Below are 25,015 nucleotides of genomic sequence, written 5' to 3' on the forward strand. Positions count from 1 at the left end.
CGTCACCACCGGGTTCGCGCCGCTCACACGGCGGTGCGGTCGCGGCCGGCCGGGAACCGGTCCAGCACCCCGGTCTGGGCCAGCGCCCGGGTCAATGCCCAGCCACCGGCACCGGCCACGATCGCCGAGCTGAGCACGGTGAGGAGGAAGACCGGCAGCCGGAAAGAGTCGAAGTCGTGCTCCGAGTAGTAGCGGATCTGGTCGAAGATGGCGGCGGCGAGACCGGCCAACAGACCGGAGCCGACCGCGACCGGCAGCCGGAACGAGCGGTAGCGGACGGCGAGGAAGGCCGCCTCGGCGCCGACGCCCTGGGCCAGTCCCTGGATGATCGCGACGGTGCCCCACTGGCTGCCGAGCAGCACCGAGACGAAGGCGGCGAGAAACTCGCAGTACAGCGCCGCACCCGGCTTGCGGATCACCAGGCCGCCGAGTACTCCGGGCACCAGCCAGATGCCGTAGATGAGCGCCTGGGCCGGCGGAAAGAAGGTGAAGGCACCCTCGGTGGCGCTCCAGACCAGGCTCCAGGCCCAGAAGATGACCCCGAACGCGACCGCGATGACCGAGGCGACGATGATGTCGACGGTGCGCCATCTGGCGGTGGTGGACGAACTCATGAGCATGCCTCCCAGTCACGTGGTGGACCAGGAAAGACGCACGCCGCAACCCGGGACTGCCCGGACTGCGGCGCGGCTGGAGACTCGACCGAACTCCCTGCGCTGGCATTACCCAGATCAGGTTCGAGGGTCTGCGGGTGTGTCACCCGCACTCTCAGCGCTGTGCGCTCCCCTGTCGGATGTGCTGTTGTTCCGCAGACGGTACACCGGATACCGCCGCGCCGACAGCGTGCGACCGGCGGATGTGGCGGCGCGCACGATCCCACGGGATAGGCTGGATGGCCCAGATCAACATCTCGAAGGGACGCGTGCGGCGTGACACTGAGCCCCGAGGGCTATCTCGACCTGGTCACCGAGACGATCGGGCGGGTCGCGGCCGCTGCCCGCGACGGCGTACTCCGGGCGGCCGACCTGGTCGGCGACGCGCTGCGGGCCGGTGGAGTGGTGCAGGCGTTCGGCACCGGCCACTCGGAGGCGCTGGCCATGGAGATCGCCGGACGGGCCGGCGGGCTGGTCCCGACCAACCGGATCGCGCTGCGGGACCTGGTGTTGCGCGGCGGCGAGCCGGTCGACATCCTCGGCCCCACCCTGGAGCGGGACCCGAGCGTGGCCGGCCGGCTCTACGAGCTGACCCCGATCGACCCTCGGGACGTCTTCGTGATCGCCTCGAACTCGGGGGTGAACGGCACGATCGTCGAGTTCGCGTCGCTGGTCAAGGAGCGCGGCCACGGGCTGATCGCGATCACGTCGCAGCAGCACTCCGCACGGGTGCCGTCCCGGCATCCGTCCGGACGCAAGCTGAGCGACCTCGCCGACGTGGTACTCGACAACGGCGCCCCGTACGGCGACGCGGCGTTGCCGCTGCCCGGCGGCGGTGCGGTCGGTGCGGTGTCGTCGATCACCGCCGCGCTCCTCGCCCAGCAGGTCGTGGTGGAGGTGGTCCGCCGGCTGGTCGAGGCGGGGGAGAAGCCTCCGGTCTACCTCTCGGCGAACATCCCGGACAGCGACGAGCACAACAACACCCTGGAGGCCCGGTACGCCGGCCGGATCCGCCGGGGCGGCTGACCCCGGCACCCCGACTCCGGCGCCGCCCGGGTTGTCTCCCTTACCGCTTCCGGGTCACCGTCGAGGCTTCCTCGCGTTTCGGGTACGGCCGGTCAGGGCACACTGCTGCCACATTCGACCGGAAGCGGAGGTGGCCCGGGTGGCCGTCGAGACGGAGAAACAGCGTTGGCAGCGCAACTTCGCCGACCTGTTGCAGGAACTGCGGGTGGCGCAGACCGGCGTGCAGATCCTGTTCGCGTTCCTGCTCACCCTCCCCTTCAGCAGCGGGTTTCCGCGAGCCACCACGTTCCAGAAGGACATCTACATCGTCGCGTTGCTGTCGGCGGCGGCCGCCACCGCACTGATCATCTCGCCGGTCGCCTTTCACCGGGCGCTCTTCCGGCAGGGGCGCAAGCCGGAACTGGTCCGGTTCGCGCACGGCATGGCCAGCGGCGGGCTGGCCTTCATGCTGATCGCGATGGTCAGCTCGGTGCTGCTGATCACCGACTTCCTGCTGCCCCGGCCGCTGGCGTTCGTGCTCACCGGGCTGGCCGGGGTCTGGTTCCTGACCTTCTGGGCCGCGCTGCCGTTCCTGCGCCGCAACTGGGGCGAGGCCGACGAGGACGACGACGAGCCGCCGGAGGCCCGCCCCGACGCGATCGACTGAGGATGCCGGCCGATCGCCACCTCATCACCGCGCGTAATCCATACTCGACAGTACATGTGCTCGCCCGATCGGCCTGTCTACTGTGGCCGATCGGAGGAAATGCCGCACGTGGTCGCCGCTTTTTTGATCATTGACATCTTCACCCTGGCGGGTCGCCCCCTACGCCAAGGCGCTTGACGGAGAGTTATACCCGGAACGACAACTACGGACCGCGAGAGGCGAGGATGAGCGACGTTCTGGGGGGACTGTCGACCGGTGGCTCGGTGGCAGTACCGGTGGGTCTGATCCGGTCGACCGGCGGCGGCTCGACCGACCTACGGGTCCACGCGCGGGACCGCGACGGGCACCGGGTCGGGGAACTGCGCAGCCTCCGTCGAACAGACGGGGGCGAGGCGGCGTGAGTGGGGACAACGCGGTGGTGCGTGCCGATCCGGCCACCCGGTTGGGGGACCGGGCGGGCCAGACCGAGTCAGAGGTGAGCTTCGAGGCGTTCTGCCAGCAGAACTTCGTACAGGTCGAGCGCTTCCTGCTCGCCCGCTGCCCGGACCGGGGTCTGGTCGAGGACGCCGTACAGGAGGCGTTCATCACCGCCCGGGACAAGTGGGAGCAGATCCGCGACTACGAGAAGCCGCTGGCCTGGATGTACAAGACCGCCCGCTACAAGCTGCTGGTGCTGCACCGGCGCCGGCGGCAGGACGTGACGGTGAGCCTGGACGAGGTACCGCCGGAGCGGCTCGCCGAACCGGCCGACCCGGCTGAGGCCCGGGAACTGCTGCGTGGCTGGTTGCCGAGGTTGCCGCCCCGCCAGGCCGAGGTCTTCGTACTGGCCCTCGACGGCTGGTCCGACCACGAGATCGCGGCCATCCTCGGCATCGCGTACAACACCGTGCGGACGTACCGGCAGGAGGCCCGGCACCGGTTGAAGGAACTCGCCCAGCAGGCGGGCTTCGACACGCCCTCCGGGAGGGAGCGGGGATGAACCTGGACGACATCCTGGCGTTGGCCTCGGACCGGACCTGCAGTGAGCTGGAACGGGCCCGGGCCCGCCGGGCCACCCGCCGGGTGCAGCAGGAATACCGGCGGGCGGTCTCCGAGGGCCGCGACCTGACCGGCGACATCGAGGTACGCGATCCGCTCACCGCCGACACCGACGAGGTCGCCCGGATCACCCGGGAGGCCCAGTTGGCCAAGCTCGGCACCATCACCTGGATCCGGGCCAGCGCGGAGCTGACCTGGTCGGACGAGATGGCCCTGATCCTCGGCCATCCGCCCGGCACCGTCCGGCACTCGGTCGCGGCGCTGACCCGGCTGATCCACCCCGAGGACGTCGACGGGGTACGCCGGGTGGTCGAGTCGGTGTGGCGGGACCGAACCGTCCGGGAGACGACCTGCCGGGTGGTCCGCCCGGACCGGGTCACCCGGTACGTGCACTGCCACCTGGAATACGTCGTCGACGGGGAGAACCGGCCGTACGGCATCGTCGCCACCGCCCGGGACGTCACCGAGATCGAACTCGCCCGCCAGGAGCAGGCGCGACTGGCCCGCCGCCGCGAGACGGTGCAGGCGGAACCGGCCGGCCGGGACCCGGTCACCGGGCTCTTCCACCGGGCCAGGTTCGCCGACGAGATCGACACCGCCCAGCGGGGCGGGCCGGGAGTACTGCTGGTGGTGGCCGTCGAACCGGTCGGCCCGGCGGTCGGTCCGGCGGTCGGATCGGCGGTCGGTCCGGCGGTCGGATCGGCGGTCGGCCCGGCGGTCGGCCCGGCGGTCGGTCCGGACAACGGCGGCGACGATGAACCTGGCGGTGGCGACGGCGGGCCCGGTGGCGGCGACGAGCAGGAGCGGCTGGCGGTGGCGGTGGCCCAGGTCGTCCGCCGGGTCACCCGCCGCTCCGACGTCTGCGGCCGGACCGGTCCGAACGAGTTCGGGGTACTGATGCAGCGGACAACGCTCAGCTCGGCGACCGCGCTCGCCGAGCGGATCATCGACGGCATCCGCTCCCAGTCCTTCGTGCTGGGGCGGACCCGGCTGGTCGACGCCTGGGGTGGCCTGGTCCGCTACCAGGGGCGGGACGGCAGCCGCGGCGTCGACCTGATCGTGGACGCGGAGACGGCCTGGCGCCGGGCCCGGGGCACCGGCGTCGCCCGGGTCGCCCTGGACCGGCCGGCGGCCGAGGACGAACGCCGGGAACTGTGCCGCAGCCGGGTACGGGCCACGGTGGCGGAGAACCGGTTCACCCTCTACACCCAGCCCATCCTCGACCTGCGGCTCAACCAGATCACCCGGCAGGAGATCCTGCTCCGGCTGGTCGACGACGGCGGGCAGGCGCACTCCGCGTCGACCCTGCTCGGCGACGCGGAGCGGCTGGACGAGATCCTGCCGATCGACCGGTGGGTGATCGACCGCACCATCGAGCTGATCGCCCGGGGCTCGCGTACCTCGCACTACCAGGTGAACCTCTCCGGGCGATCACTCGGCGACCCGCACCTGCTGGAGCGGGTGCAAGAGCGGCTCCAGCGGTACGACGTCGATCCCGGCCAGCTCACCTTCGAGATCACCGAGACGGCGCGGATCGGCAACCTGACCGAGGCGCACAACTTCGCGTACGGGATCCGCCAGCTCGGCTGCCAGCTCGCGCTCGACGACTTCGGCTCCGGGCACGTGCCGTTCGCCTTCCTCACCTACTTCCCGGTGGACCTGGTGAAGCTGGGCGGCGAGTTCATCGCCGGCATCGAGCACTCGGTGGCGAACCGGGGGATCGTGCGGTCGATCGTCGAGATGTGCCGCGGGTTGGGCATCCGGACCGCGGCCGAGCACGTGGAGGACGAGGCCACCAGGGATCTGCTCCGTGACTACGGGGTGGACTTCGCCCAGGGGTACCTCATCGGCAAGCCGAAGCCGGTCACCGGCCCGGCGCGTACGCCGCCGGTGTCGGCCGAGGCCGAGGCCGACCCGGAGCGGGAGCTGCGGGCCGCCACCGGATAGCCCGCATCCGACCGTCGACCGGCTCGGCGCGACCGTGGCCCGGGGCGCCGCGCCGGTCGACGGTCCATGCAAAGTCCTGGCTGCCCCGGTCGTCATTAAGGGGCGTGGAAGCCCCAGCAAGGCGGTTACGGACGGTCGACGGGCCGACAGCGCAACGGTTCCGGAGCATCCCCGACGGACGGGAACGGGAACGGCTGGCCGGGGCGACGGCCCGCCGCCTCCTCCTGCTGCTCGTCGTGCTGGGCGTCGCCGCCTGCGGTGCGGATCCGGCACCTCGATCGCCGGTCGACCAGCAGGCCCGGTTGACGGCGAGCGGTCCGGCGGACCGGCCTGGCGCCCTGGAACCGGCCCTGCTCCAGCCGGGCGGGTTGGGCACGGGATGGCGGCAGAGTCCGCATCCGCCGGAGCCGCCGCCGTGGCCGTGGCTCCAGGCCGACTGCCCGGCGTACCGGGAGGGGGACTATCCGGCCCAGCGGCACCGGACCGACGCGGTGCAGCGCCGATACCGGCACGAGCCGTCCGAACTGGTCGCGACGCAGGTCGTCGAGGCGTACGAGCCGGGCTGGGCGGTGCGGGCTCTCGACGACGTACGCCGGGTGGTCCGGACCTGCTCCCGGTACGACGCCTACGGCGCCAGCATCTCGTTCACGCTGTTGGACACCCCCGGGCTTCCGGCCGCCGACGCGGTGGTGGTGCAGGGGCGGATCGAGTCACCGGGGGCGCCCGCCCGGTCCACCCTGCTGGTGGCGGTACGTCACGACGACCGACTCTCGACGCTGAACGTTCCCGGCCCGGTGGACCGGAGCGCCGCTTACGCGGTGGCGAAGAGGTTGGCGGACCTCCTTGGCTAGTCGACGCGGGCCGAGGCGCCGGGAGCTGCTGGCCGGCACCGCCGCCGCACTGCTCGGCGCGGGCGTGGCCGGCACCGGACTGGCGTACCGGTGGGCGGGTCCGGTGGATGCCGGCCCGCGGCCGGCGGCGGTGCCCAGCCCGGTCCGGCCGACGCCGAGCCCGACTCCGGACCACGCCGCGCTGGCGCGTACCCGGATCGAGCGGTACCTGCGCGGGGTCGGCGGCCGGGTCACGCTCGCGGCGCGGGACCGGGCCAGCGGCCTCGCGGTCGTTGCCGGCACCCGGCGGTACCAGACGGCCAGCATCGTCAAGGTCGACATCCTGGCGGCGTTGTTGCTGCGCCGGCAGAACCAGGGGCGCAAGCTCAGCGCATACGAGCGGCAACTGGCCCGCGCGATGATCGTGGTCAGCGACAACGACGCGGCGAGCAGCCTATACGCCACGATCGGTCGCCGGACCGGGCTGGCCGCCGCGAACAGGACCCTCGGGCTGCGCCAGACCACCCCGAGCGCGAGTTGGGGAATGACCACGACGACCGCCGCCGACCAGCTCCGGCTGCTGACCGCGCTCACCGACCCGGCCGGTCCGCTCGGCGACGCCGGCCGGGATTTCCTGCTCGGGTTGATGGGCCAGGTCGACAAGGAGCAGGACTGGGGGATCACCGCCGCCGCCGGCCCGGCCAGTACCGCCAGCTACGTCAAGAACGGCTGGACCACTGCGGACGCCGACGACGGCCTGTGGCTGGCGAACAGCATCGGCCGGATCGTCGAGCCGGGCCGGGACTGGCTGGTCGCCGTACTCTCCGACCACCACCCGACCCGGCAACAGGGCATCGCGGCGGTGGAGAAGGCCGCGAGGTACGCCCTGACCGAGCTGCGCGCGATCCCGCCGGGCGATCCGTCGGCAGCCCGGTTCCGCTAACCGATCCGGTTGCCGTTGCGCAGGATGATCGTGAACCTGCCACCGAAGGACTCCTTGCCGAGGCCGTTCGCCTGTCCCGGCGCGGTGTCACCGGAGTAGTAGTAGAGCGGCCAGGAGGAGTACGTCGCCTGCCAGAGACCGTTGCCGAGTCCCTGCGTACCGCCCGCCGCGGTGGGGTCGTCGGCGAAGGTGGGGTCGCCCACGGTCAGGACCGGTGGCCACTCCTGCGCGCAGGCGTCCAGGCAGGTGACGTTGCCGTGGCGGTCACCGCTGAAGGTGTACACCGTCCTGCCCTCCGCGTCGACCAGCGCCTCCGGATATTTCGGGAGTCCGAATTTCAGCGCCGCCGCCTTTCCCTCCGGCGTGGCCGCCGTGCTCGCGGCCGGCGCCGAGGTCCCGGAGCCCGCCGACGTGGTCGCGGGTGCGGGGGTGTCGTCGGCGTCACCGCCGGAGCATCCCGTCGCCACCAGAAGTACGCCGACCGTGGCCAGCACTGCCGACCGGAGCCGGATCCCAGTTTGGTGCGTCACGCCGCCCTCACCACCATCGCTCGACGGGATCGGTGCCGGCCTATTCATAGCACGGCGCGGCAATGTGGACGGTGACGGCGGCTCGACAGTCTCGCCAATGCACCGTCATTCCTCCGGCGGCGTGTCTGCCCGGCGCCTGGCCCGGCGCCTCGGGGGGTCAGGGATGACGGCATGCGCATATTTTGTGCTACCGGCGGGTAACAAAACCGGGTAGCGTTGGTGGTGTATTCGACCGCTGCACGTCAAGGGGGTTGCCCGCTCCGCCGCACGGAGTGATGAGCGCGGGTGGCCCCTCACCGCCGTACTCGATCGAGGGGGTTGCCGTGACCACGACAGAGCGGAACAGGCCGGCGTCGAGCGGGTCGGACGGAGCCGGGCCGCTGCCGAAGGAGGCGGGACAGGTCTCCGAGCGGGAGGCCCGACAGGTGGCCGAGGCCGCCCGGGAGACCGAGTGGGGCAAGCCGAGTTTCGGCAAGGAACTCTTCCTCGGCCGGCTCCGGCTCGACCTGATCGACCCGTGGCCGCAGCCCGACCCCGAGCGCGCCGCCGAAGCACAGGAGTTCCTCGACCGGCTCGACAGCTACGTCCGGTCCGACGTGGACGGCGCGGCGATCGAGCGGGACGCCATGATCCCGGACGAGGTGTTCTCCGGACTCGCCCGGCTCGGCACCTTCGGGATGAAGATCGACAAGAAGTACGGCGGCCTCGGCCTGAGCAACCTGCACTACTGCCGGGCGCTGACCCTGGCCGGCTCGGCCAGCCCGGCGATCGGCGCGCTGCTCTCGGCGCACCAGTCGATCGGGGTGCCGCAGCCGCTGAAGATGTTCGGCACCGACGAGCAGAAGCAGCGCTTCCTGCCCCGGCTGGCCGCCGGTGAGGTGTCGGCGTTCCTGCTGACCGAGCCGGACGTCGGCTCCGACCCGGCCCGGCTGGGCACCACCGCCGAGCCGACCCCCGACGGCACCGGCTACCGGATCAACGGCGTCAAGCTCTGGGCCACCAACGGCACCGTGGCGGGCCTGCTGGTGGTGATGGCCCGGGTGCCCGCCGCGGAGGGGCGGCGCGGCGGCATCACCGCGTTCGTCGTCGAGGCGGACTCGCCCGGGATCACCGTCGAACGGCGCAACGCCTTCCTCGGGCTGCGCGGCCTGGAGAACAGCCTGACCCGCTTCTCCGACGTCTTCGTCCCGGCCGAGAACGTCATCGGCGGCGAGGGACGCGGCCTGAAGATCGCGCTGACCACCCTGAACACCGGTCGGCTCTCGCTGCCGGCGATGTGCGTCGGCGCCGGCAAGTGGTCGCTGAACGTGGCCCGGGAGTGGGCCGCCGAGCGGGTGCAGTGGGGCCGGCCGGTCGGCGGGCACCAGGCGGTGGCCGGCAAGCTCGCCTTCATCGCCGCCACCACCTACGGCATGGAGACGATGCTCGACCTCTGCTGCCTGCTCGCCGACGACGACCGCTTCGACATCCGGATCGAGGCCGCCCTGGTCAAGCTCTACGCCAGCGAGATGGCCTGGAAGATCGCCGACGAACTGGTGCAGATCCGGGGTGGGCGCGGCTACGAAACCGCCGACTCGCTGACCGCCCGGGGTGAGCGGCCGGCCGCCGTCGAGCAGATCCTCCGCGACCTGCGGATCAACCGGATCTTCGAGGGCTCGACCGAGATCATGCACCTGCTGATCGCCCGGGAGGCGGTCGACGCGCACCTCTCGGTGGCCGGCGACATCATCGACCCCGACGCCGAACTGGGCCAGAAGGTCCGGGCGGGCGCCAAGGCGGGTGCGTTCTACGCCAGGTGGCTGCCGACCCTCGCGGTCGGTCGCGGCCAGAACCCCGGCGGGTACGCCGAGTACGGCCACCTCGCCGGACACCTGCGTCACGTCGAGCGGTCGTCCCGGAAACTGGCCCGGTCCACGTTCCTGGCGATGTCCCGCTGGCAGGGCAAACTGGAGCACAAGCAGGGCTTCCTCGGCCGGATCGTGGACATCGGCGCCGAACTCTTCGCGATGTCGGCGGTCTGTGTGCGGGCGAACGCGGAACGGGAGACCCGGCCGGAGGGCGTGGAACTGGCCGACCTCTTCTGTCGACAGGCCAGGGTGCGGATCGCGGCGCTGTTCCGGGCACTGTGGGAGAACACCGACTCGGTCGACACGGCGGCGGCGAAGCGGATCCTCGCCGGCCGCTACGCCTTCCTGGAAGAGGGTGTGATCACCCCGCCCGCCGACCTGCCCTGGGTCGCGCCGTGGCAGCCCGGCCCGTCGTCCGTCGAGGACGTACGCCGGCGGATCCCGAAGCCGGAGAGCGAGTGAGTGAGACGGGGGGTGGTCCGGGATTCGCGCAGCGAGAACTGGAGTGCCGCCGCCCGCCGCTCGCTCTCCCCGTCGCTGTAGCCGGCGGCGGTGTCCAGGAAGTTGAACGGGCCGGTCAGCGCGGCGAGCGTGGTCTCGGTGCCGCGTTCGGCGCTGACGTCGTACCCGAAGAGGCCCGGCATGCTGCCCCAGCGGGCCGCCGCCGACGCAGACCGGGGTGACGTGCAGGCCGGTGCCGCCCAGCGGGCGGCGGGGGAAGTCGTCCGGTGATCGCTGTTCGCCGTGCATCGCGGCACCCCACTGTGACCTCGGTAACCACCGGTCATGGGGTGTCCGGCTGTCTCGTCTGTTGTTGGTGAGCACAACGAGCGGAGACGTCATGTTCTCGGAACCTGACGGCGAAGACAGTCACCGGTTCGAAAGGAAACACCTGTGAACCTCGCGCTATGGATCGTCACCGGGGTGTTGGCCACCGTCCTCCTGATCAGCACCTCGAAGATGTTCGTACCCAGGGAGAAGATGGCCGCCGCGGGCGGGCGCGCCGGCCAGTGGGTCCTCGACTTCAGTCCCGGCGCCCTGCGGGTCATCGGCGCCCTTGAACTCCTGGCTGCGGTGGGCCTGATCCTGCCCGCCCTCCTGGACATCGCGCCGGTTCTGGTGCCGATCACCGCAACCTGCGTGGCGCTGCTCTTCACCGGGGCGGCCATCATGCGCCTCCGCCGCGGCGAGCGGGTGACGATCATCCCCGACCTGGTCTATCTCGGCATGGCCGTCTTCGTGGCCTGGGGCCGGTTCGGTCCCGAGTCCTTCACCGGCTGAGTCGAGCCCCGCGAGGAGGTAGCCCCGCAGTGCTGGGCCGAGCCCTGCGAGGTGGGCGGTGGCGGTGGGCGGTGGGCGACGTCAGCGGCGTACCGGGGTGGCCCGCAGCCCGAGAGCGCGCAGTTCCAGCGCGGCCAGCGCGTCCACCGTATCGGCGTCACCCCGCCGCCACGCCTGCGCGACATCCGGGTCGATCCGGGTCAGCTTCCGGATCGGCTGCGTCGCCAACGCCCGCAGCGCCAACAGGTCCCGGCCGGCCGGCGCCGAGCGCAACGCCCGAGCCGCGCCCGCCCGGCGCATCCAGCGCACCCGCAACGGCAGCCAGCCGACCAGCACCACCCCGAGCGGAAACACCAGCAGGGCCAGGGACAGTGCCAACGCCAGTTCCCCGACCAGCGCCTGCTGGTCCCGCCCCGCCTCGGCCATCGCCCGGGCCGCTTCGGCGGCGTTCTCGAACGGCGCGGTCAGTTCGTCGCCCACCACCGGCACCCGGCCGACCTTGCCACCCGCGTCGGCCAGGTTGTCGGCGAGTCCACCGCCGGCCCCTTCCAGCTTCTGTCCGGGTACGGCGAGCTTCTGCACCAGGTCGTGCAACCACATCGCCGCCCGGATCCAGAGGTAGATCCAGGCGACGACGAGCAGATCGGTGAGGAGTTGACGGGCGGCGGTCGGAAAGCGATCGGCATAGACCCTCATGCCGGTCAGCGTGCCACGGGCCGGTCGGCGGCGCCGGGCGCCGCCGACGCACCGGTGGGCCGGGGAACGCATCCCCGGCCCACCGTCCCGCCTCGGGGTCAGCCCCGGCCCGGCACGATGGTGTAGTCCACCCCGCCCAGCACGAACTTCTCGCCGACCTCACGGGCCGGTCCGACCTGCAACACCTGGAGCACGTACGGCTTCTGCACGACCTCGGCGGCCGCGAAGCTCAACTTGACGACGGGACGCTCGTCCGGATAGATCAGCAGGTCCCTGATCTGTGCCCTGGCCGGGTTCACCTCCAGCTGGCTCCGACCGACCACCCGGACGCCGTCGCCTGCCCCACCGTTGCGCGCCCAGCGCTCGAACAGCTCCGGGCCGAGGTCGACCACGATCTTCAGATCCGGGGCGACCTGGTCCGCCGGCCGGAACACGAGATCGAAGTTCGCCGGTACGGCCAGCGCGTTCGCCAGCGCGTACGGCCGGTCCACCGCCGGCCCGCCCGGAGTGGCCGGGACGGTGTTGGCGTTCTTCCAGACGATGTTGTTGTTGTACTGCGTGTTGATGGACGTCGCCGTGCCCTCGAAGTTCATCGGATCGGTCGCGGACTCCCAGCGCAGCAGGAGGCAGAAGTGGCCGATGGAGGGCACGTTGGGCCACGCGATGGAGGTGACGGTCTCACCGGGCGCGACCGGCAGGGTCTTCGAGCCGATCGGGGTCCAGTGTGCCGGCCAGTTCGCGGCGCCACCCGAGGTGGTGTAGTACGCGCGCAGCGTGCCGGAGCTGATCCCCGACCCGTACGGGCCCGGGTTCCGGAGCTTGACGAAGATGTAGCTGGTCGAGCCGACGACCGGGTTCGTGTGGGAGGGACACTCGACCCCGCTGGGGCAGATCTTGACGTCCGGGCTGTTGAAGAAGGACGAGTAGATCGCCCCGTGCGGCTCGTTCCCGACGTCCGACGCGGTGTCCTTCATGAACGCGTCGGTACGCGCGGACACCGCCGCGCCGGTCGTCGACCCGTTGTCGGCGCCGCCACCCAGGGCGGCGCCGCTCGTCGAGAAGGTCAGCAGGGTGGCCAGTACCGCGCCGAACAACACTATGGGGGTTCGGAGCAGGCGTGGACTCGCAGAGGTCATGGGGGTTCCTTCTCCTCGGTACTGGGGCGGTGTGTAGTGCGGAGCGCGCTCGTACCGTGCCGGCGAAATGACTCTAATCCAGCGAGCGAAGGCAATGGAATAGGCGATAAATTCGATTGCCGCGCGTGCCCGCTTTTGCCGGGGAGGGAGTAATTCTCGGATAAGGCGGAATGCGAGTGAAAGAATTACCCGTCAATTTGTATCAACGGAGTCCGACCGTCCTCCTGTACGCCGGCACCCCTCCGGGCGCACGCGGTGGCAGCGGTTTGCCGGTGGTCGGCCGGTGGTGGCGCCGGTGGTCCGGCACGACGTGCCGCAGCGCAGGTGGCAGCTGGCAGGTGGCGCGGGGCGGCTCAGCGCAGCGAGACCCAACTGGTCGCCACCGCGTAGTCGGAGGTCCGGGCGTGTAACTGGACCGGACCGGACGGCGGCGGACCCAGCGAGAAGAAGCCGACGGTGTCGACCGGCACCTCCTCGTACGGGCCGTGCGGGGTGCGGGCGACGACCCGGCCGCCGCGGGCCGGCGAGAGCTGACCGACGATGCCGGTCCCGGTCACCTCGATCGCGACGACAACCGGACCGGCGTGGAACGCCAGCGCGCGGGCGGAGCCGGCGGACCGGGTCAGCCCGGCGGGCTCGGGATCGCAGGCCGAGTCGAAGGTCAGCTCGGCGACGGCCAGCTCGGCGTCCACGGTTCGCCAGCTCCACGCCGCGTAGCCTGCGGCCAGGAACTCCTCCGGCGGCGGTCCCGCGTCGCGCAGCGCCTCACCCAGCTCGCTCAGCAGGGCGTCGTCATCGGCCGGCGGCCACTGCCCCATTGCGGTCACCTCCGCTCCCCTCGGCGTCCGAGGACGCCCCGACGAACGCGGCCAGCGCGGGGGAGTCGCGCAGCTTGCGCAGGCATCGCGCCTGCGACGGGCCGATGCTGCCGATCGGCATGCCCAACCGCGCAGCGATCTCCCGGTAGCTGGTCGGGGGATCGGCCACCAGCAGGGACAGCAGGTCCCGGCAGCGTGCCGGAAGCTGGCCGAGGCCGTCCCGCAGCGCCTGCCGGCGTTCCGCCCGGAGCAGGTTCTCGTCCGGTGCCCTCAGGTCCGGGGGCAGCAGGGCGCCGATGGTCCCCTGGACGGCGTCGTCGAGCGGGTCGAACGGCTGGGTACGCCGACCGACCCGGACCAGCCGGTAGCACTCCCGCCGGGCGGTGGTGGCCAGCCAGGTCGCCAGGGCGGCCGGCTCGCGTACCCGGCCGAGATGCTCCACCAGGCGCAGCCAGACGGTCTGGTTCACGTCCGCCGCGTCGGTCCGGTTCAGCCGGTGTGCCCGGATCACCGAGAGCACCAGCGGGGCGTAGCGGCGGACCAGCTCGGTCCAGGCGAACTCGTCGCCGTTCGCGGCGGCGGACACCAGGCCGGCGAGGGCCCCGTCGGTCGCCGGGGCGTCCGGTACCGAACCGGCATCGGGACGGGTGGGATCCGGATGCTCAGTCAACGAGTACGCCGTAGTCGGGGTGCCAGGCGGGATCTCCGAGCAGGACCGAGCGGGCCTGCGCGGCGTCGAGCCCGGTGGCGCTCATCACGGCGGCCAGCCGGCCCGAGACGTGTGCCGCCGCGAAGGACGTGCCGGCCCAGGCCGCATACCCGAGAAACTGCCTGGCGGGCAGTCCGGGCAGCAGCAGCCGGCCGTCGACAAAGGTGCTGGTCCGCTCGCCGACCGCGCACGCGTCGACCCAGGACCCGAAGTTGCTGTACGGGGCCGGCGTCAGCCCGTTCACCCCCCGGCTGACCGCGGCCACCGCCAGCACCTCGGGCAGCGCGGCCGGCCAGCTCGGCCGGTTGATGCCGGCGTTTCCGGTGGCCGCCACGACCACGCTGCCCGTCGGCAGGCCGCCGAGGACGTTCACCAACGGCAGCGGCGGCAGGTCGTCCTGGGTGAGACAGCCCAGCGACAGGTTGACGATCGACACGTCCGGGCTGAGCCCGGCCAGGGCCGCCGCCAGCATCGCCTCGTCACCGACGCCGGTCGGGTTCAGCGCCGCCTCGGGGTCGAACCACACGCCCGGCGCGGCCTGCCGGACCACCCCGGCGACGAAGGTGCCGTGCCCGCCCTGCGGGCCGAGTACGTCGCTGTGCAGGTAGAGCGGGTCCTCGTCGTCGACCTGCGGCAGGTAGCCGCCGCCGAGCCACTCCGGATGGCGGGCGCCGGCCAGCCGCCAGACTCCGGTGTCGCAGATGCCCACCGTCACCCCGGCGCCGTCCCCGGCGTGTGCCGGGTCGGGCGCGGGTAACGCGGCGGCGACCTGCGGTGGACCGCCCGGGTTGCCCATGATGTTGCCGTAGCCCAGCAGCACGTGGTGCGGTTGCACCCGGGGGACCGGCTGGTCGGGCCACTGCCGGGGATCGCGCAGCTTCGCCACCACCGAGGGCACGTCGGTCTCCCGGTCGAAACGGAGCCGGGTGACACCGGCGAACTCACCGCTGCGGCTGACCTGGTGCCCGGCCCTGCGCAACGCGGCCGCCACCCGATCGGTGTCCGGGTTGGCGACCAGCAACTGCCGGGGGCGGTAGAGGAACTCCCGGCCGGCCTCGCCGTGGTGGCGCACCTCGGGATCGGCCGCCAGCAGTTCCTGGAATGCCCGCTGGTACGCGTCGTCGTCGCGGTTCGCGGCCGCCGGCCCCGGTCGCAGCCCGGCGGCCAACGGTGTGGCCGCGACCAGCCCGGCCAACGTCATGAGACGACGGCGGGACAACCGATGGTTCGGGCGCGGCGCGACGGGACGGTCAGGCGACACCGGTCCTCCAAAGGGGACGGAAATAGCGCGGTTGGCGGGCCGACCTCCTGAACATTTCCAGGTGTCGTCAATTCTTTTCCAGTGATAGTCAGTTGTCAATAATCATGGATCCGATGGGGGTGGCCGGGAATCACCTTTTTTCGGATAACCGCGCAGATTGACCCAAGGTCATCGATCGGGGATTCTGTCCGCATGGGTGACAGCGCCGGCTCCGTCGCTCCCACGGCCCGGGCCGCGCTCGACGCCGTTCAGCGCTATCCCCGCGAAGCGATCATGCTCGGGCGGCGGGTACTGGCGACCGGCGGTGCCGACGCCGACGAACGCTCCACCGCGGAACGGGCGATCGGGCTGGCCCTGCGGGAACTCAACGACCTGCCCGGTGCCCTGCGACACCTGCGCCGCGCGCTGCGGGCCGCCGGATCACCCCGGGTGGCGGCACTGGCCAGGATGAGCCTCGGCTACGTGCTCGCCAACGCCGGCCGTACCTCCGCCGCACTGGCCGCGGTCACCTCGGCGCTGCCCGAGCTGACCGGCGCCGACGCCGGGCGGGCCCGGATGCAGCGGGGCGTGGTGCTGCACTTCCGGGGCCAGTTCGAGGAGGCGGTCCGGGAGTACGGGATCGCGGTCGAGATCGCCCAACGCGAGGGCGACCTGCTGCTGGAGGCGCGCGCCCGGAACAACCGAGGGCTGCTCAACGCGCACCGGGGCGCGACGCTGGGCGCCGACGACGACCTCGGCCGCGCCGCCGCCATCTTCCAGCGGCTCGGACTGGACCTGGCCGCCGCCGACGTCCGGTGGAACATCGGCATCGCCGCCAGCCACGGCGGCGACATCCCCGGTGCGCTGCGCCGCTTCGCCGCCGTCGAGGAGGAGTACGCCCAGCTCAAGGTGCCCCGGCCGGCGCTGCTGCTGGACCGGTTCGAGCTGCTGCTCTCGGTGCCGCTGGTGGACGAGGCGGTCGAGGTCGCCAGCCTCGCCGTACGGGAGCTGCGGCGGCGCAGGATGGGCTCGGACCTCGCCGAGGCGCTGCTTGCCCAGGCCCGGGCCGCGCTGCTCGCCGGTGACCTGGAGACCGCCACCACGGCCGCGGCCTCGGCACGGGTCCGGTTCCGCCGCCAGGGGCGCCGCACCTGGGCCGCCTTCGCCCGGCACGTGGAACTGCGCGCGGAACTGCGCCGGGGTACCCGCTCGGCGGCGCTGCTGGCCACGATGGCGCGTACCGCCGACCAGCTCGACGCCACCGGTTGGCCGGGTCCGGCGCTGACCACCCGGATCGAGGCGGCCCGGCTGGCCACCGAACTGGGCCGTACCGGCCGGGCGGTGGAACTGCTGGAGGTCGCCGCGCGGGCACGCCGCCGGGGCACGGCGTCGCGGCGGGCGCAGGGCTGGTTCGCGCTGGCGCTGTCCCGGCGGATCGGCGGAGACCACCGGGGTGGCGCCCGTGCGTTGCAGCGCGGGCTGGCGGTGCTCGACGGGTACCGGGCCGCGCTGGGCGCCACCGAACTTCGCGCACACAGCGGCGCGCACGGCCAGGATCTGGCGGCCGAGGGAGTCGACCTCGCCATCAGCGCCGGCACGCCCGCCCAGGTGCTGGCCTGGACGGAGCGGTGGCGGGCCGGTGCGCTGCGGATGCGGGCGGTGCTCCCGCCGCAGGACGTCGGCCTGGCCGCAGCCCTCGCCGAACTGCGGATGGTCAGCGGCGCGCTGGAGGAGGCACTGCTCGCCGGCCGGCCGGTGACCGCGCTGCGCCGTCGCCAGGCCCGGCTCGAACGACACATCCGGGAGCTGGCCCGGGGGGTCGACGGCGGTGGCGGGCTGCTGGCCCCACCGGGTGTGCGCACCCTCGGGGAGTGGCTCGGCGAAGCCGTACTCGTGGAACTGGTGGCCCACCGGGAGCGGCTGCGGGCGGTACTGCTCCGGGACGGCCGGGCGACCCTGCACGACCTCGGCCCGCTCGACGCGGCCCTGCACGCGGCCCGGCTGCACCGGTTCGGCCTGCGCAGATTGGTCGTCACCGGGGACACCCCCGACGCCCGGGCCGGGGTCGAACACGCCGCGGTCGCCCTGGACCGGCAGCTCTTCGGGCCGCTGCGGGCCCGCCTGGCCGACCGGCCACTGGTGATGGTGCCGATCGGGGCGCTGCACGCCGTCGCCTGGGCGGGGCTGCCGACCTGTGCCGGCCGGCCGGTGACGGTGGCCCCGTCGGCGACGGCGTGGCTTGCCGCCGCCCGCCGTACGCTGCCGGACGGCGCACCGCTGCTGGCCGCCGGCCCACGCCTGCCCGCCGCCGAGACCGAGGTACGCCTGCTGAGCCGGGTACTGCCCGGGGCGCGTCTGCTGGCCGGCGCGGAGGCGACCGCCGAGGCGGTCACCACGGCACTGGACGGGGCCCGGCTGGCACACGTCGCGGCACACGGGACGTTCCGGGCCGACAACCCGCTCTTCTCCACACTGGAACTCGCCGACGGCCCGCTGACCGCGTACGAGTTGGAGCGGCTGCCCCGACCGCCCGGCTGCGTCGTCCTCTCCGCCTGCGACTCGGGGCTGTCCGGGGTACGTCCCGGCGACGAGGTGATGGGATTCACCTCGGTGTTGCTGGCCCTCGGCGCCAGCAGCCTGGTCGCCACCGTGCTGCCGGTGCCGGCGGACCTGACCACCACGCTGATGCTGGACCTGCACCGCCGGATGGGGGGCGGCGCCCGACCGGCCTCGGCGCTCGCCGCCGCCCAGCGGGAGTTCGCCGCCGCCGGCGACGGCTCCGCGCAGGCCACGGCGGCGGCCTTCGTCTGCTTCGGCGCCGGCTGACCGCCGGCTCACCCGCCGCCGCCGGCTGCCCGCCGGCTCACCGGCACCCGGCTGACCGCCGGCTCACCGGCAACGCCGCGGCCGGTCGCCGGGCCTCGGGTTATCGGTCCGCGCAGGCCGGACAGGTGCCGAAGATCTCCAGCGTGTGGCTGACGTCCCGGAACCCGTGCTTGTTGGCGACCCGGTCGGCCCAGCTCTCCACGGCCGGGCCCTCCACCTCGACCGTGCGCCCGCAGGCCCGGCAGACCAGGTGGTGGTGGTGCCCCTCGCTGCACCGCCGGTAGAGGTGCTCACCGCCCGGCGGGCGCATCACGTCGATCTCGCCCGCGTCGGCGAGTCCCTGCAGCGTGCGGTAGACGGTGGTCAGGCCCACCCGCTCGCCGCGACTGCGCAGCATCGCGTGCAGGTCCTGGGCGCTGTGGAAGCCCTCGACCTCGCCGAGCAGTGCGCTGACCGCGCTGCGTTGTCGGGTGTTACGTACCGCCGCGCCGTTCCCCGCCGCCGCCATCTCGCCCTCCTCGCGTCATGTCAGGTGCCTCCCCGGACGTCCCCCGTCAGGTGGCTTCCCCCGAATGGCTCACCGCGTCCGCCACGATATGCGCGATGTGTTCGTCGACCAAGGTATAGGCGATTTCCCGACCGCGCCGCGCACCGCGTACCACCCCCGCACCCCGGAGCACCCGCAGGTGCTGGGAGACGAGCGGCTGCGGGGCGCCGAGGGTCTCCACCAGCTCGTGCACGCACCGCTCGCCCTGCGCGAGTTCGCTGACGATGGCGAGCCGGATCGGCGCGGCAAGCGCTCGTAGCAGCTCGCCGGCGCCGGCGTAGGCCTCGTAGGCGTTTGTGCTCGTCACGCTGTAACGGTAACCGTTGTTAACGGCCGACCGTCGTTCGGTGCGCGGTTCCAAGGTCAACCGGTACCGGCCCGGCGGGTGGGGTCGGGGCCGGTGGGGTGCGCCGGCCGGCGTCGAGTACCACGTCACAGGGTTCTACCTGCGGCGCCGGCCCGGGTACGGCACGGCGCCGGGCCAGCGCCCGGCGTACCGCCACGGCCACCGACGCCACCAGGAAGAGGCCGATCGCCAGGATCACGATGGTGGCCCCGAGCGCGGTGTTGGCGGTGCCGGCCAGCCACACCCCGGAGCCCGAGGCGAGCAGCCCCAGCCCCATCGCGGCGAGCATGGTGCCGAGGAAGCCGCGGGTGAACAGCTGCGCGGTGGCCACCGGTACCACCATCAGGGCGCTGATCAGCAGCAGGCCGACCGCCCGCATCGCGATGGTCACGGTCACCGCCGTGGTCACCGCGAGCAGCAGGTTCAGCGCCCGGACCGGCAGCCCGGAGACCCGGGCGTACTCCTCGTCGTGGCAGATCGCGAAGAGCGCCGGGCGCAGCGCGACCATGGCCGCCAGGACCACCACCGCGAGGACCACGATCACCACCAGATCCTGCGGCGACGTCGTGGTCAGCGAGCCGAAGAGGTACGCCATCAGGTTGGCGTTGCTCCGGCTGCCGGAGAGCCCGACCAGCATCACGCCACCGGCGATGCCGCCGTAGAAGAGCATCGCCAGGGCGACGTCGCCGGAGGTGCGGCCGCGTTCCCGGATCAGTTCGATGGCGACCGCCGCGACCGCCGCGACGATCACCGCCGTGAGCACCGGGGACCGGTCGAGCAGCAGGCCGACCCCGACCCCGGTCAGCGCGACGTGCCCGACCCCGTCACCGATCAGCGACATCCGGCGCTGCACCAGGTAGATGCCGAGCGCCGGGGCGGTCACCCCGATCACCAGCGCCCCGACCAGGGCTCTGATCATGAAGTCGTACTGGAAGAGGCTCATGCCGGCCCTCCGCTCCGCCCCGTGCCGACATGAGGCACATCGACGCTGAGCTGGCTGGTTCGCTCGCTTCGCTCGCTCATGGACGAGTGCCCCACATCCCTGTCGACTCCTCGGGCGCGTGCGGGTGGACGTGCTCGTGTCCGGGCGCCGCGTGGTGCCCGGCCGGTTCCGGTACCGGGCCGTCGTGCGCGATCGTCCCGTCGTGTACCACCACCGCCCGGGTCACCACCCCGGCCAGTGGCCCGAGTTCGTGCGCGACCAGCAGCACGGTCCCGCCACCGGCGACGAACCCGCGCAGCGCCTCGGCGAAGGCGTCCTGGCTGGCCGAGTCGACCCCGGCGGTCGGCTCGTCGAGGACCAGCAGCTCGGGCCGGCCGGCCAGCGCCCGGGCGATCAGGGTGCGCTGCTGCTGCCCGCCGGAGAGGGTGGCCACCGGGTCACCGGCCCGGTCGGCGAGCCCGACCGCCGCCAGCGCATCGGCCACCGCCGCCCGGTCGACCCGCCCCGGCGGCCGGAACGGGCCCCGCCGGGCCAGCCGCCCGGAGGCGACCACCTCGGCCACGGTGGCCGGTACGCCGCTGCCGGCGCCCATCCGCTGCGGCACGTACCCGATCCGGGCCCACTGCCGGAACCGGCGCTGCGGGGTGCCGAACAGCGAGACCGTACCGGCGGCCAGCGGCACCAGACCGAGGATCGCCCGGATCAGGGTGGACTTGCCGGAGCCGTTGGCGCCGAGCACGGCGACCACCTCGCCGGGGTCCACCCGCAGGGAGACGCCCCGGAGCACGGGGCGGTCGTCGTAGGCGACCACCCCCTGCTGGACGGCGACGACAGGTGCGGTCATGCGCACTCCAGTGCGGTCCTCAGGGCGTCGAGATTGCCGCGCATCACCGAAAGGTAGTCCCCGGTACCGCCGGGCCGCAGGCCCTCGATCGGATCCAGTACCGCGGTCTTCGCCCCGACCTCCCGGGCGATCGTCTCGGCGACCTTCGGGCTGACCAGGGTCTCGAAGAAGATCGTGCTGGCCTGGTGCTTGCGGGCCTCGGCGGCCACCTCGGCCAGCCGCTGCGGGGCCGGCTCGTCCTCGGGGGTCAGCCCGGAGATGCCGATCTGCTCCAGTTGGTAGCGCTCCGCCAGGTACCCGAACGCGGTGTGGCTGGTCACCAGTTCACGTCGCTGGCAGGTCTTCAGTCCCCGGGCGTACTCGGAATCGAGGGTCTCCAGCTCGGTGCGGAGCGCCTTCGCCCGGGCGGTGTAGTCGGCGGCCCGGTCCGGGTCGACGGCGCCGAGCCGCCCGGCCAGCGCGTCGGCGATCTCGGCCAGCCGGGTCGGGTCCAGCCAGACGTGCGGGTCCCTGCCCTCCGTCCCCTCCGCGTGCCCCTCCTCGGCACCCGGTTCCTCGGGCGCGTGGTCGGCGCCGTCGTGCTCGTGCCCGCCGGCCGTCGCCGGTAGCAGCGGTCGCACGGTGGCCACGTCGAAGGCCTGGTCGCCGGCCTGCTGCCGCACCGCGTCGTCCACGCTCGGCTGGAAGCCGGCGAGGTAGACGACCAGTTCCGCGTCGCTGACCTGCCCGACCTGGCCGGGGTTGAGTTCCAGATCGTGCGGCTCGGCGCCGGGCTTGGCGAGGTTGACCACCCGGACGGCGTCCCCGCCGACCCGCTCGGTGACGAACTGGAGGGGATAGAACGCGGTGACGACGTCGACCCGGTCGGGGTCGGCGCCGCTGCCGGCATTGCCGCACGCGGCAGCGCCGGCCAGCGCGAGCAGGCCGGTGGCGGCGAGGGCGACGGTACGCGGCGCGAAGCGGATCACCATGTCATCCACTCTCCGCGACAATGAGAATGATTGTCAAAAACGCATGCTTGCATGGAACCGCTTGATCGCGTTCGGTTCTGGTCGAGCGATCGTCCGGGGGCGGACGGCCATCAGAGGATCTTCATCAGCGCGGTAGCGACCAGCAGGGTGAGGATGACCAGCCGGAGGATCCGGGTCGCCGGCCGCTGCACCGGCCAGGTGGTCGCCAACAGCGCGGCCAGCCCGGCGGCGAGCGCCAGCAGCAGGGCTCCGCCGACGATCCCCGGCGCGAAGAGGGCGACCAGCACCAGCGCCAGCACGGCGAGGAACACACCCGTGGGGTTGACCCGAGCCAGCCGGGTCAGCAGAACGCTCTGCGTACGCTGCATTCCACAGACTCTACGAGATCACGGTGCCCCGGCCGGCGAGCTGTCGCCAGCGACACCCTCCGCGCACGCCGGTGGCGGCACCGGACAGGAGGCGTACGTGCTCGTCACCAACCGGTTCGTCGTGCCGGAGGAGGCCGCCGCAACCTTCACCGAACGGGCCCACACCGCGCTGGCCGCCCTCGCCGCCCGGCCGGGGTACCGTCGGGGGCGGCTGCTGCGGGCCCTCGACGATCCCCGGCACTGGTGCCTGATCACCGAGTGGGAGTCGGTCGGCACGTACCGGCGGGCCCTCGGCGCCTTCGAGGTCAAGGTCGACGCCACCCCGCTGCTCGCCGAGTCGCTCGACGAGCCGTCCGCGTTCGAGACGCTGGCCAGCGCCGAACCGGACGGTCAGGTCGAAGTCACCCCCAGTGACCGGGCCGCTGACCCCGGCCGGTGATGAACCGGGCACTACCCTGTGCCTCATGAGCGTTCCCGGACCGCCCGGCGGCCCGTCGTCCCCACCCGATTCCGTCCGGACCGACGAACCGGCCGCACCCGGTGGACCCGTGCCGCCGTCGGGCGGATACGGCCCGCCGCCACCAAGCCCGGTCGGGTACGGCCCGCCGCCACCTACGCCGGCCGGGTACGGTCCGCCGCCGGTCGAGTACGGTCCGCCGCCACCTACGCCGGTCGGGTACGGGCCGCCGCCGGTCGGCTACGGGCCGCCTCCGGCCGGATGGGGACCGATGCCGCCGGCCGTGCCGGCGCCGCCCCCCGGCACCGGCGTCGAGCCGCTGTTCGCCGCGCCGCCCAGCGAGGGGCGCGGTGCGCGGCTGTGGCTCGGGCTCGGGGTGGCAGCCCTGGCCGTCGTACTCTTCTGCGGCGGTGGCGGAGCGGCCCTGGTCGGCCTGCTGATCTCCGGTTCACAGGCGTTGAACGAGCAGGCCAAGGCGGTGGTGACCGACTACCTCGACGCGCTCGACGACGACGACTTCCGCAAGGCGTACGACCTGCTCTGCGAGTCCGCCCAGCAGCGGGAGTCGCCGGCCGAGTTCGAGCGCCGGGTCAGCTCCGAGCCGGAGATCGCCTCGTTCCGGATCGGCGACGTGTCGCTGACCAGTGAGCTGAGCGTGCCGGTCGACGTGACCTACGCCAGCGGCGGGCAGGACAACCTCCAGGCCCGACTGGCCCAGGATCAGAGCACCGGCGAACTGCGGGTCTGCGACATCACCTGACACCGGGGCCGGCCCGCCGGGCGGCGGCGGTACGGCCGCCGAGGTGGAGTAATCTGCTGGGCTCGGGCCGCAGGTGACCGTACCGTTGTGCGGAGCACCGCCCGAGCCAGGTCCGAGTGCCGAACCTGTCCGCCTTTCCCAGCCGTCCCGAAGATGTCCCCGCCGGCCGCCAGCCGGTGTAGGAGGTAACCATGCCAGCCGACCGTATCGACGCCGTCGTCAGTCTCGCGAAGCGCCGAGGCTTCGTCTTCCCGTCCAGCGAGATCTACGGGGGCACCCGGTCGGCCTGGGACTACGGCCCCCTCGGCGTCGAGCTGAAGGAGAACGTCCGGCGCCAGTGGTGGCGGACCATGGTGCAGCAGCGGGACGACATTGTCGGCCTCGACTCGGCCGTGATCCTCGCCCGGGACGTCTGGGCCGCCTCCGGCCACCTGGACGCCTTCGTCGACCCGCTGACCGAGTGCCAGTCGTGCCACCGGAGGTTCCGGGCGGACCACCTCGAGGAGGCGTACGCGGAGAGGCACGGCCACCCGCCGGCCTCGTTGACCGAGATGAACTGCCCGAACTGCGGCAACAAGGGCACCTTCACCGAGCCGCGGATGTTCAACGGCCTGATGAAGACCTACCTCGGCCCGGTGGAGAGCGAGGAGGGCCTGCACTACCTCCGGCCGGAGACCGCGCAGGGCATCTTCGTCAACTACAACAACGTGGCCGCCTCGGCCCGCAAGAGGCCGCCGTTCGGCATCGCGCAGGTCGGCAAGTCGTTCCGCAACGAGATCACCCCGGGCAACTTCATCTTCCGGACCAGGGAGTTCGAGCAGATGGAGATGGAGTTCTTCGTCGAGCCGGGCACCGACGAGGAATGGCACGAGTACTGGCTGCGCGAGCGCTGGAACTGGTATCTCGACCTTGGCATCTCCGAGGAGAACCTGCGGTTCTACGAGCACCCGCAGGAGAAGCTGTCGCACTATTCGAAGCGGACCGTCGACATCGAGTACCGGTTCCGGTTCGGCGGCACCGAGTTCTCCGAGCTGGAGGGCATCGCGAACCGCACCGACTTCGACCTTTCCACGCACAGCAAGCACTCCGGTGTCGATCTGTCCTACTTCGACCAGGAGAAGCAGCAGCGCTGGGTGCCGTACGTGATCGAGCCGGCCGCCGGGCTGACTCGCGCGGTGCTCGCCTTCCTGCTGGAGGCGTACGACGAGGACGAGGCTCCGAACACCAAGGGCGGGGTCGACAAGCGCACCGTCCTCCGCTTCGACCCCCGGCTCTCGCCGGTGAAGGTGGCCGTGCTGCCGCTCTCCCGCAACCCCTCCCTCTCGCCGAAGGCGAAGGACCTGGCCGCAGCGCTCCGCCGCCGCTGGGTGGTCGAGTTCGACGACTCGCAGGCGATCGGCCGCCGCTACCGCCGGCAGGACGAGATCGGCACCCCGTTCTGCGTCACGGTCGACTTCGACACCCTGGACGACAACGCCGTCACCGTCCGGGACCGGGACAGCATGACCCAGGAACGGGTCGGCCTGGACCAGGTCGAGCGCTACCTCCTGGAACGCCTCCCCGGCTGCTGAGGCTCCACCGGGCGAGCCCGTACCGCAGGCTGAGTTCGGGCA

General features: G+C 72.5%; 26 protein-coding genes, 1 pseudogene and 1 riboswitch. Of the genes and pseudogenes, 14 read left to right on the plus strand and 13 right to left on the minus strand.

The genetic code is table 11. The features are described 5' to 3' along the window. Positions 1-23: 23 nt before the first annotated feature. Positions 24-614, minus strand: coding sequence for an ECF transporter S component (locus tag ABNF97_RS19955; RefSeq protein ID WP_130461031.1), 591 nt, complete (start codon positions 612-614; stop codon positions 24-26). A gap of 76 nt (positions 615-690) precedes the next feature. Continuing rightward, a riboswitch (TPP riboswitch) is annotated at positions 691-798 on the minus strand. Between the two features lie 131 nt (positions 799-929). Here ABNF97_RS19955 and ABNF97_RS19960 point away from each other — a divergent pair. The 7 genes from ABNF97_RS19960 (at position 930) to ABNF97_RS19990 (ending at position 7,083) form a co-directional block, all read left to right on the plus strand. Next, a complete protein-coding gene (locus ABNF97_RS19960; protein ID WP_349339393.1) occupies positions 930-1,679 on the plus strand; it encodes a sugar isomerase domain-containing protein in 750 nt (249 codons plus the stop codon). Between the two features lie 139 nt (positions 1,680-1,818). Continuing rightward, a complete protein-coding gene (locus ABNF97_RS19965) occupies positions 1,819-2,325 on the plus strand; it encodes a DUF6328 family protein (protein WP_130461029.1) in 507 nt (168 codons plus the stop codon). 224 nt (positions 2,326-2,549) lie between these two features. Then, positions 2,550-2,726, plus strand: a complete 177-nt coding sequence (locus ABNF97_RS19970; RefSeq protein WP_165436612.1) for a hypothetical protein — start codon at positions 2,550-2,552, stop codon at positions 2,724-2,726. Next, complete coding sequence (locus ABNF97_RS19975; RefSeq protein ID WP_165436611.1) at positions 2,723-3,304, plus strand: sigma-70 family RNA polymerase sigma factor; 582 nt, start codon at positions 2,723-2,725, stop codon at positions 3,302-3,304. Before ABNF97_RS19970 ends, ABNF97_RS19975 begins: the two co-directional genes overlap by 4 nt. Continuing rightward, entirely contained in the window at positions 3,301-5,310 is a 2,010-nt protein-coding gene (locus ABNF97_RS19980) for a sensor domain-containing phosphodiesterase (RefSeq protein ID WP_349339394.1), read from the plus strand. Before ABNF97_RS19975 ends, ABNF97_RS19980 begins: the two co-directional genes overlap by 4 nt. A 104-nt stretch (positions 5,311-5,414) precedes the next feature. Next, positions 5,415-6,161 carry a hypothetical protein gene (locus tag ABNF97_RS19985; protein ID WP_349339395.1) on the plus strand — a complete coding sequence of 249 codons (747 nt, stop codon included), beginning with the start codon at positions 5,415-5,417 and terminating at the stop codon, positions 6,159-6,161. After that, positions 6,154-7,083, plus strand: a complete 930-nt coding sequence (locus ABNF97_RS19990) for a serine hydrolase (RefSeq protein ID WP_349339396.1) — start codon at positions 6,154-6,156, stop codon at positions 7,081-7,083. The genes ABNF97_RS19985 and ABNF97_RS19990 overlap by 8 nt, the downstream gene beginning before the upstream one ends. On the opposite strand, the gene ABNF97_RS19995 is transcribed toward ABNF97_RS19990, so the two are convergent. Then, complete coding sequence (locus tag ABNF97_RS19995; RefSeq protein ID WP_130461024.1) at positions 7,080-7,613, minus strand: COG4315 family predicted lipoprotein; 534 nt, start codon at positions 7,611-7,613, stop codon at positions 7,080-7,082. The genes ABNF97_RS19990 and ABNF97_RS19995 overlap by 4 nt on opposite strands. A 323-nt stretch (positions 7,614-7,936) precedes the next feature. Between ABNF97_RS19995 and ABNF97_RS20000 the strand changes: the two genes are divergently transcribed. The 3 genes from ABNF97_RS20000 to ABNF97_RS20010 all read left to right on the plus strand — a co-directional run bounded on the left by ABNF97_RS20000 (position 7,937) and on the right by ABNF97_RS20010 (position 10,741). Further along, complete coding sequence (locus ABNF97_RS20000; protein ID WP_130461023.1) at positions 7,937-9,922, plus strand: acyl-CoA dehydrogenase family protein; 1,986 nt, start codon at positions 7,937-7,939, stop codon at positions 9,920-9,922. Between the two features lie 90 nt (positions 9,923-10,012). Then, positions 10,013-10,192 (plus strand): hypothetical protein, encoded by a 180-nt coding sequence (locus tag ABNF97_RS20005; protein WP_165436610.1) that lies wholly within the window; start codon positions 10,013-10,015, stop codon positions 10,190-10,192. Positions 10,193-10,354: 162 nt separating this feature from the next. Beyond that, positions 10,355-10,741, plus strand: coding sequence for a DoxX family protein (locus ABNF97_RS20010; RefSeq protein ID WP_130461022.1), 387 nt, complete (start codon positions 10,355-10,357; stop codon positions 10,739-10,741). A gap of 81 nt (positions 10,742-10,822) precedes the next feature. On the opposite strand, the gene ABNF97_RS20015 is transcribed toward ABNF97_RS20010, so the two are convergent. From ABNF97_RS20015 to ABNF97_RS20035, 5 genes are all read right to left on the minus strand, one after another. Then, positions 10,823-11,437 carry a hypothetical protein gene (locus ABNF97_RS20015; protein WP_130461021.1) on the minus strand — a complete coding sequence of 205 codons (615 nt, stop codon included), beginning with the start codon at positions 11,435-11,437 and terminating at the stop codon, positions 10,823-10,825. 98 nt (positions 11,438-11,535) lie between these two features. Continuing rightward, positions 11,536-12,573, minus strand: a complete 1,038-nt coding sequence (locus ABNF97_RS20020) for a hypothetical protein (RefSeq protein WP_130461020.1) — start codon at positions 12,571-12,573, stop codon at positions 11,536-11,538. A 353-nt stretch (positions 12,574-12,926) separates the two neighbouring features. After that, a complete protein-coding gene (locus ABNF97_RS20025) occupies positions 12,927-13,391 on the minus strand; it encodes a hypothetical protein (protein WP_130461019.1) in 465 nt (154 codons plus the stop codon). Further along, entirely contained in the window at positions 13,366-14,061 is a 696-nt protein-coding gene (locus ABNF97_RS20030) for an RNA polymerase sigma factor (protein WP_349339397.1), read from the minus strand. Before ABNF97_RS20030 ends, ABNF97_RS20025 begins: the two co-directional genes overlap by 26 nt. After that, complete coding sequence (locus tag ABNF97_RS20035; protein ID WP_349339398.1) at positions 14,054-15,301, minus strand: S8 family peptidase; 1,248 nt, start codon at positions 15,299-15,301, stop codon at positions 14,054-14,056. The genes ABNF97_RS20030 and ABNF97_RS20035 overlap by 8 nt, the downstream gene beginning before the upstream one ends. 252 nt (positions 15,302-15,553) lie before the next feature. Between ABNF97_RS20035 and ABNF97_RS20040 the strand changes: the two genes are divergently transcribed. Further along, the gene (locus ABNF97_RS20040) at positions 15,554-18,166 is read left to right on the plus strand and encodes a CHAT domain-containing protein (protein ID WP_130461017.1); all 2,613 of its coding nucleotides are present in this window, start codon (positions 15,554-15,556) and stop codon (positions 18,164-18,166) included. Between the two features lie 100 nt (positions 18,167-18,266). On the opposite strand, the gene ABNF97_RS20045 is transcribed toward ABNF97_RS20040, so the two are convergent. The 6 genes and pseudogenes from ABNF97_RS20045 to ABNF97_RS20070 all read right to left on the minus strand — a co-directional run bounded on the left by ABNF97_RS20045 (position 18,267) and on the right by ABNF97_RS20070 (position 22,185). After that, positions 18,267-18,674 carry a transcriptional repressor gene (locus tag ABNF97_RS20045; RefSeq protein ID WP_130461016.1) on the minus strand — a complete coding sequence of 136 codons (408 nt, stop codon included), beginning with the start codon at positions 18,672-18,674 and terminating at the stop codon, positions 18,267-18,269. Positions 18,675-18,720: 46 nt separating this feature from the next. Next, a complete protein-coding gene (locus tag ABNF97_RS20050) occupies positions 18,721-19,020 on the minus strand; it encodes a metalloregulator ArsR/SmtB family transcription factor (RefSeq protein WP_130461015.1) in 300 nt (99 codons plus the stop codon). Positions 19,021-19,135: 115 nt separating this feature from the next. Next, positions 19,136-20,002 (minus strand): annotated as a pseudogene (locus ABNF97_RS20055) (metal ABC transporter permease); the annotation flags it as partial. Positions 20,003-20,078: 76 nt separating this feature from the next. Then, positions 20,079-20,846 (minus strand): metal ABC transporter ATP-binding protein, encoded by a 768-nt coding sequence (locus tag ABNF97_RS20060; protein WP_349339399.1) that lies wholly within the window; start codon positions 20,844-20,846, stop codon positions 20,079-20,081. Further along, positions 20,843-21,817 (minus strand): metal ABC transporter substrate-binding protein, encoded by a 975-nt coding sequence (locus ABNF97_RS20065; protein ID WP_349339400.1) that lies wholly within the window; start codon positions 21,815-21,817, stop codon positions 20,843-20,845. The genes ABNF97_RS20060 and ABNF97_RS20065 overlap by 4 nt, the downstream gene beginning before the upstream one ends. Positions 21,818-21,927: 110 nt before the next feature. Beyond that, positions 21,928-22,185, minus strand: coding sequence for a hypothetical protein (locus tag ABNF97_RS20070; protein ID WP_130461011.1), 258 nt, complete (start codon positions 22,183-22,185; stop codon positions 21,928-21,930). Positions 22,186-22,282: 97 nt separating this feature from the next. Between ABNF97_RS20070 and ABNF97_RS20075 the strand changes: the two genes are divergently transcribed. The 3 genes from ABNF97_RS20075 (at position 22,283) to ABNF97_RS20085 (ending at position 24,973) form a co-directional block, all read left to right on the plus strand. Then, complete coding sequence (locus ABNF97_RS20075; RefSeq protein WP_130461010.1) at positions 22,283-22,624, plus strand: antibiotic biosynthesis monooxygenase; 342 nt, start codon at positions 22,283-22,285, stop codon at positions 22,622-22,624. 301 nt (positions 22,625-22,925) lie between these two features. Further along, positions 22,926-23,402: an Rv0361 family membrane protein gene (locus ABNF97_RS20080; protein WP_349339436.1), complete on the plus strand. Its 477-nt coding sequence runs from the start codon at positions 22,926-22,928 to the stop codon at positions 23,400-23,402. Positions 23,403-23,593: 191 nt separating this feature from the next. Then, the gene (locus ABNF97_RS20085) at positions 23,594-24,973 is read left to right on the plus strand and encodes a glycine--tRNA ligase (RefSeq protein WP_130461009.1); all 1,380 of its coding nucleotides are present in this window, start codon (positions 23,594-23,596) and stop codon (positions 24,971-24,973) included. Positions 24,974-25,015: the final 42 nt, after the last annotated feature.

Source organism: Plantactinospora sp. B6F1, from assembly GCF_040120695.1.
GTDB lineage: Bacteria > Actinomycetota > Actinomycetes > Mycobacteriales > Micromonosporaceae > Plantactinospora.

Excerpts from the sequence above, each read along its gene's own strand:
- ABNF97_RS19955 (WP_130461031.1), bottom strand. The coding sequence starts at position 614 with ATGAGTTCGTCCACCACCGCCAGATGGCGCACCGTCGACATCATCGTC.
- ABNF97_RS19970 (WP_165436612.1), top strand. The coding sequence starts at position 2,550 with ATGAGCGACGTTCTGGGGGGACTGTCGACCGGTGGCTCGGTGGCAGTA.
- ABNF97_RS19980 (WP_349339394.1), top strand. The coding sequence starts at position 3,301 with ATGAACCTGGACGACATCCTGGCGTTGGCCTCGGACCGGACCTGCAGT.
- ABNF97_RS20015 (WP_130461021.1), bottom strand. The coding sequence starts at position 11,437 with ATGAGGGTCTATGCCGATCGCTTTCCGACCGCCGCCCGTCAACTCCTC.
- ABNF97_RS20020 (WP_130461020.1), bottom strand. The coding sequence starts at position 12,573 with ATGACCTCTGCGAGTCCACGCCTGCTCCGAACCCCCATAGTGTTGTTC.
- ABNF97_RS20025 (WP_130461019.1), bottom strand. The coding sequence starts at position 13,391 with ATGGGGCAGTGGCCGCCGGCCGATGACGACGCCCTGCTGAGCGAGCTG.
- ABNF97_RS20035 (WP_349339398.1), bottom strand. The coding sequence starts at position 15,301 with ATGACGTTGGCCGGGCTGGTCGCGGCCACACCGTTGGCCGCCGGGCTG.
- ABNF97_RS20040 (WP_130461017.1), top strand. The coding sequence starts at position 15,554 with ATGGGTGACAGCGCCGGCTCCGTCGCTCCCACGGCCCGGGCCGCGCTC.
- ABNF97_RS20045 (WP_130461016.1), bottom strand. The coding sequence starts at position 18,674 with ATGGCGGCGGCGGGGAACGGCGCGGCGGTACGTAACACCCGACAACGC.
- ABNF97_RS20060 (WP_349339399.1), bottom strand. The coding sequence starts at position 20,846 with ATGACCGCACCTGTCGTCGCCGTCCAGCAGGGGGTGGTCGCCTACGAC.
- ABNF97_RS20065 (WP_349339400.1), bottom strand. The coding sequence starts at position 21,817 with ATGGTGATCCGCTTCGCGCCGCGTACCGTCGCCCTCGCCGCCACCGGC.
- ABNF97_RS20070 (WP_130461011.1), bottom strand. The coding sequence starts at position 22,185 with ATGCAGCGTACGCAGAGCGTTCTGCTGACCCGGCTGGCTCGGGTCAAC.
- ABNF97_RS20085 (WP_130461009.1), top strand. The coding sequence starts at position 23,594 with ATGCCAGCCGACCGTATCGACGCCGTCGTCAGTCTCGCGAAGCGCCGA.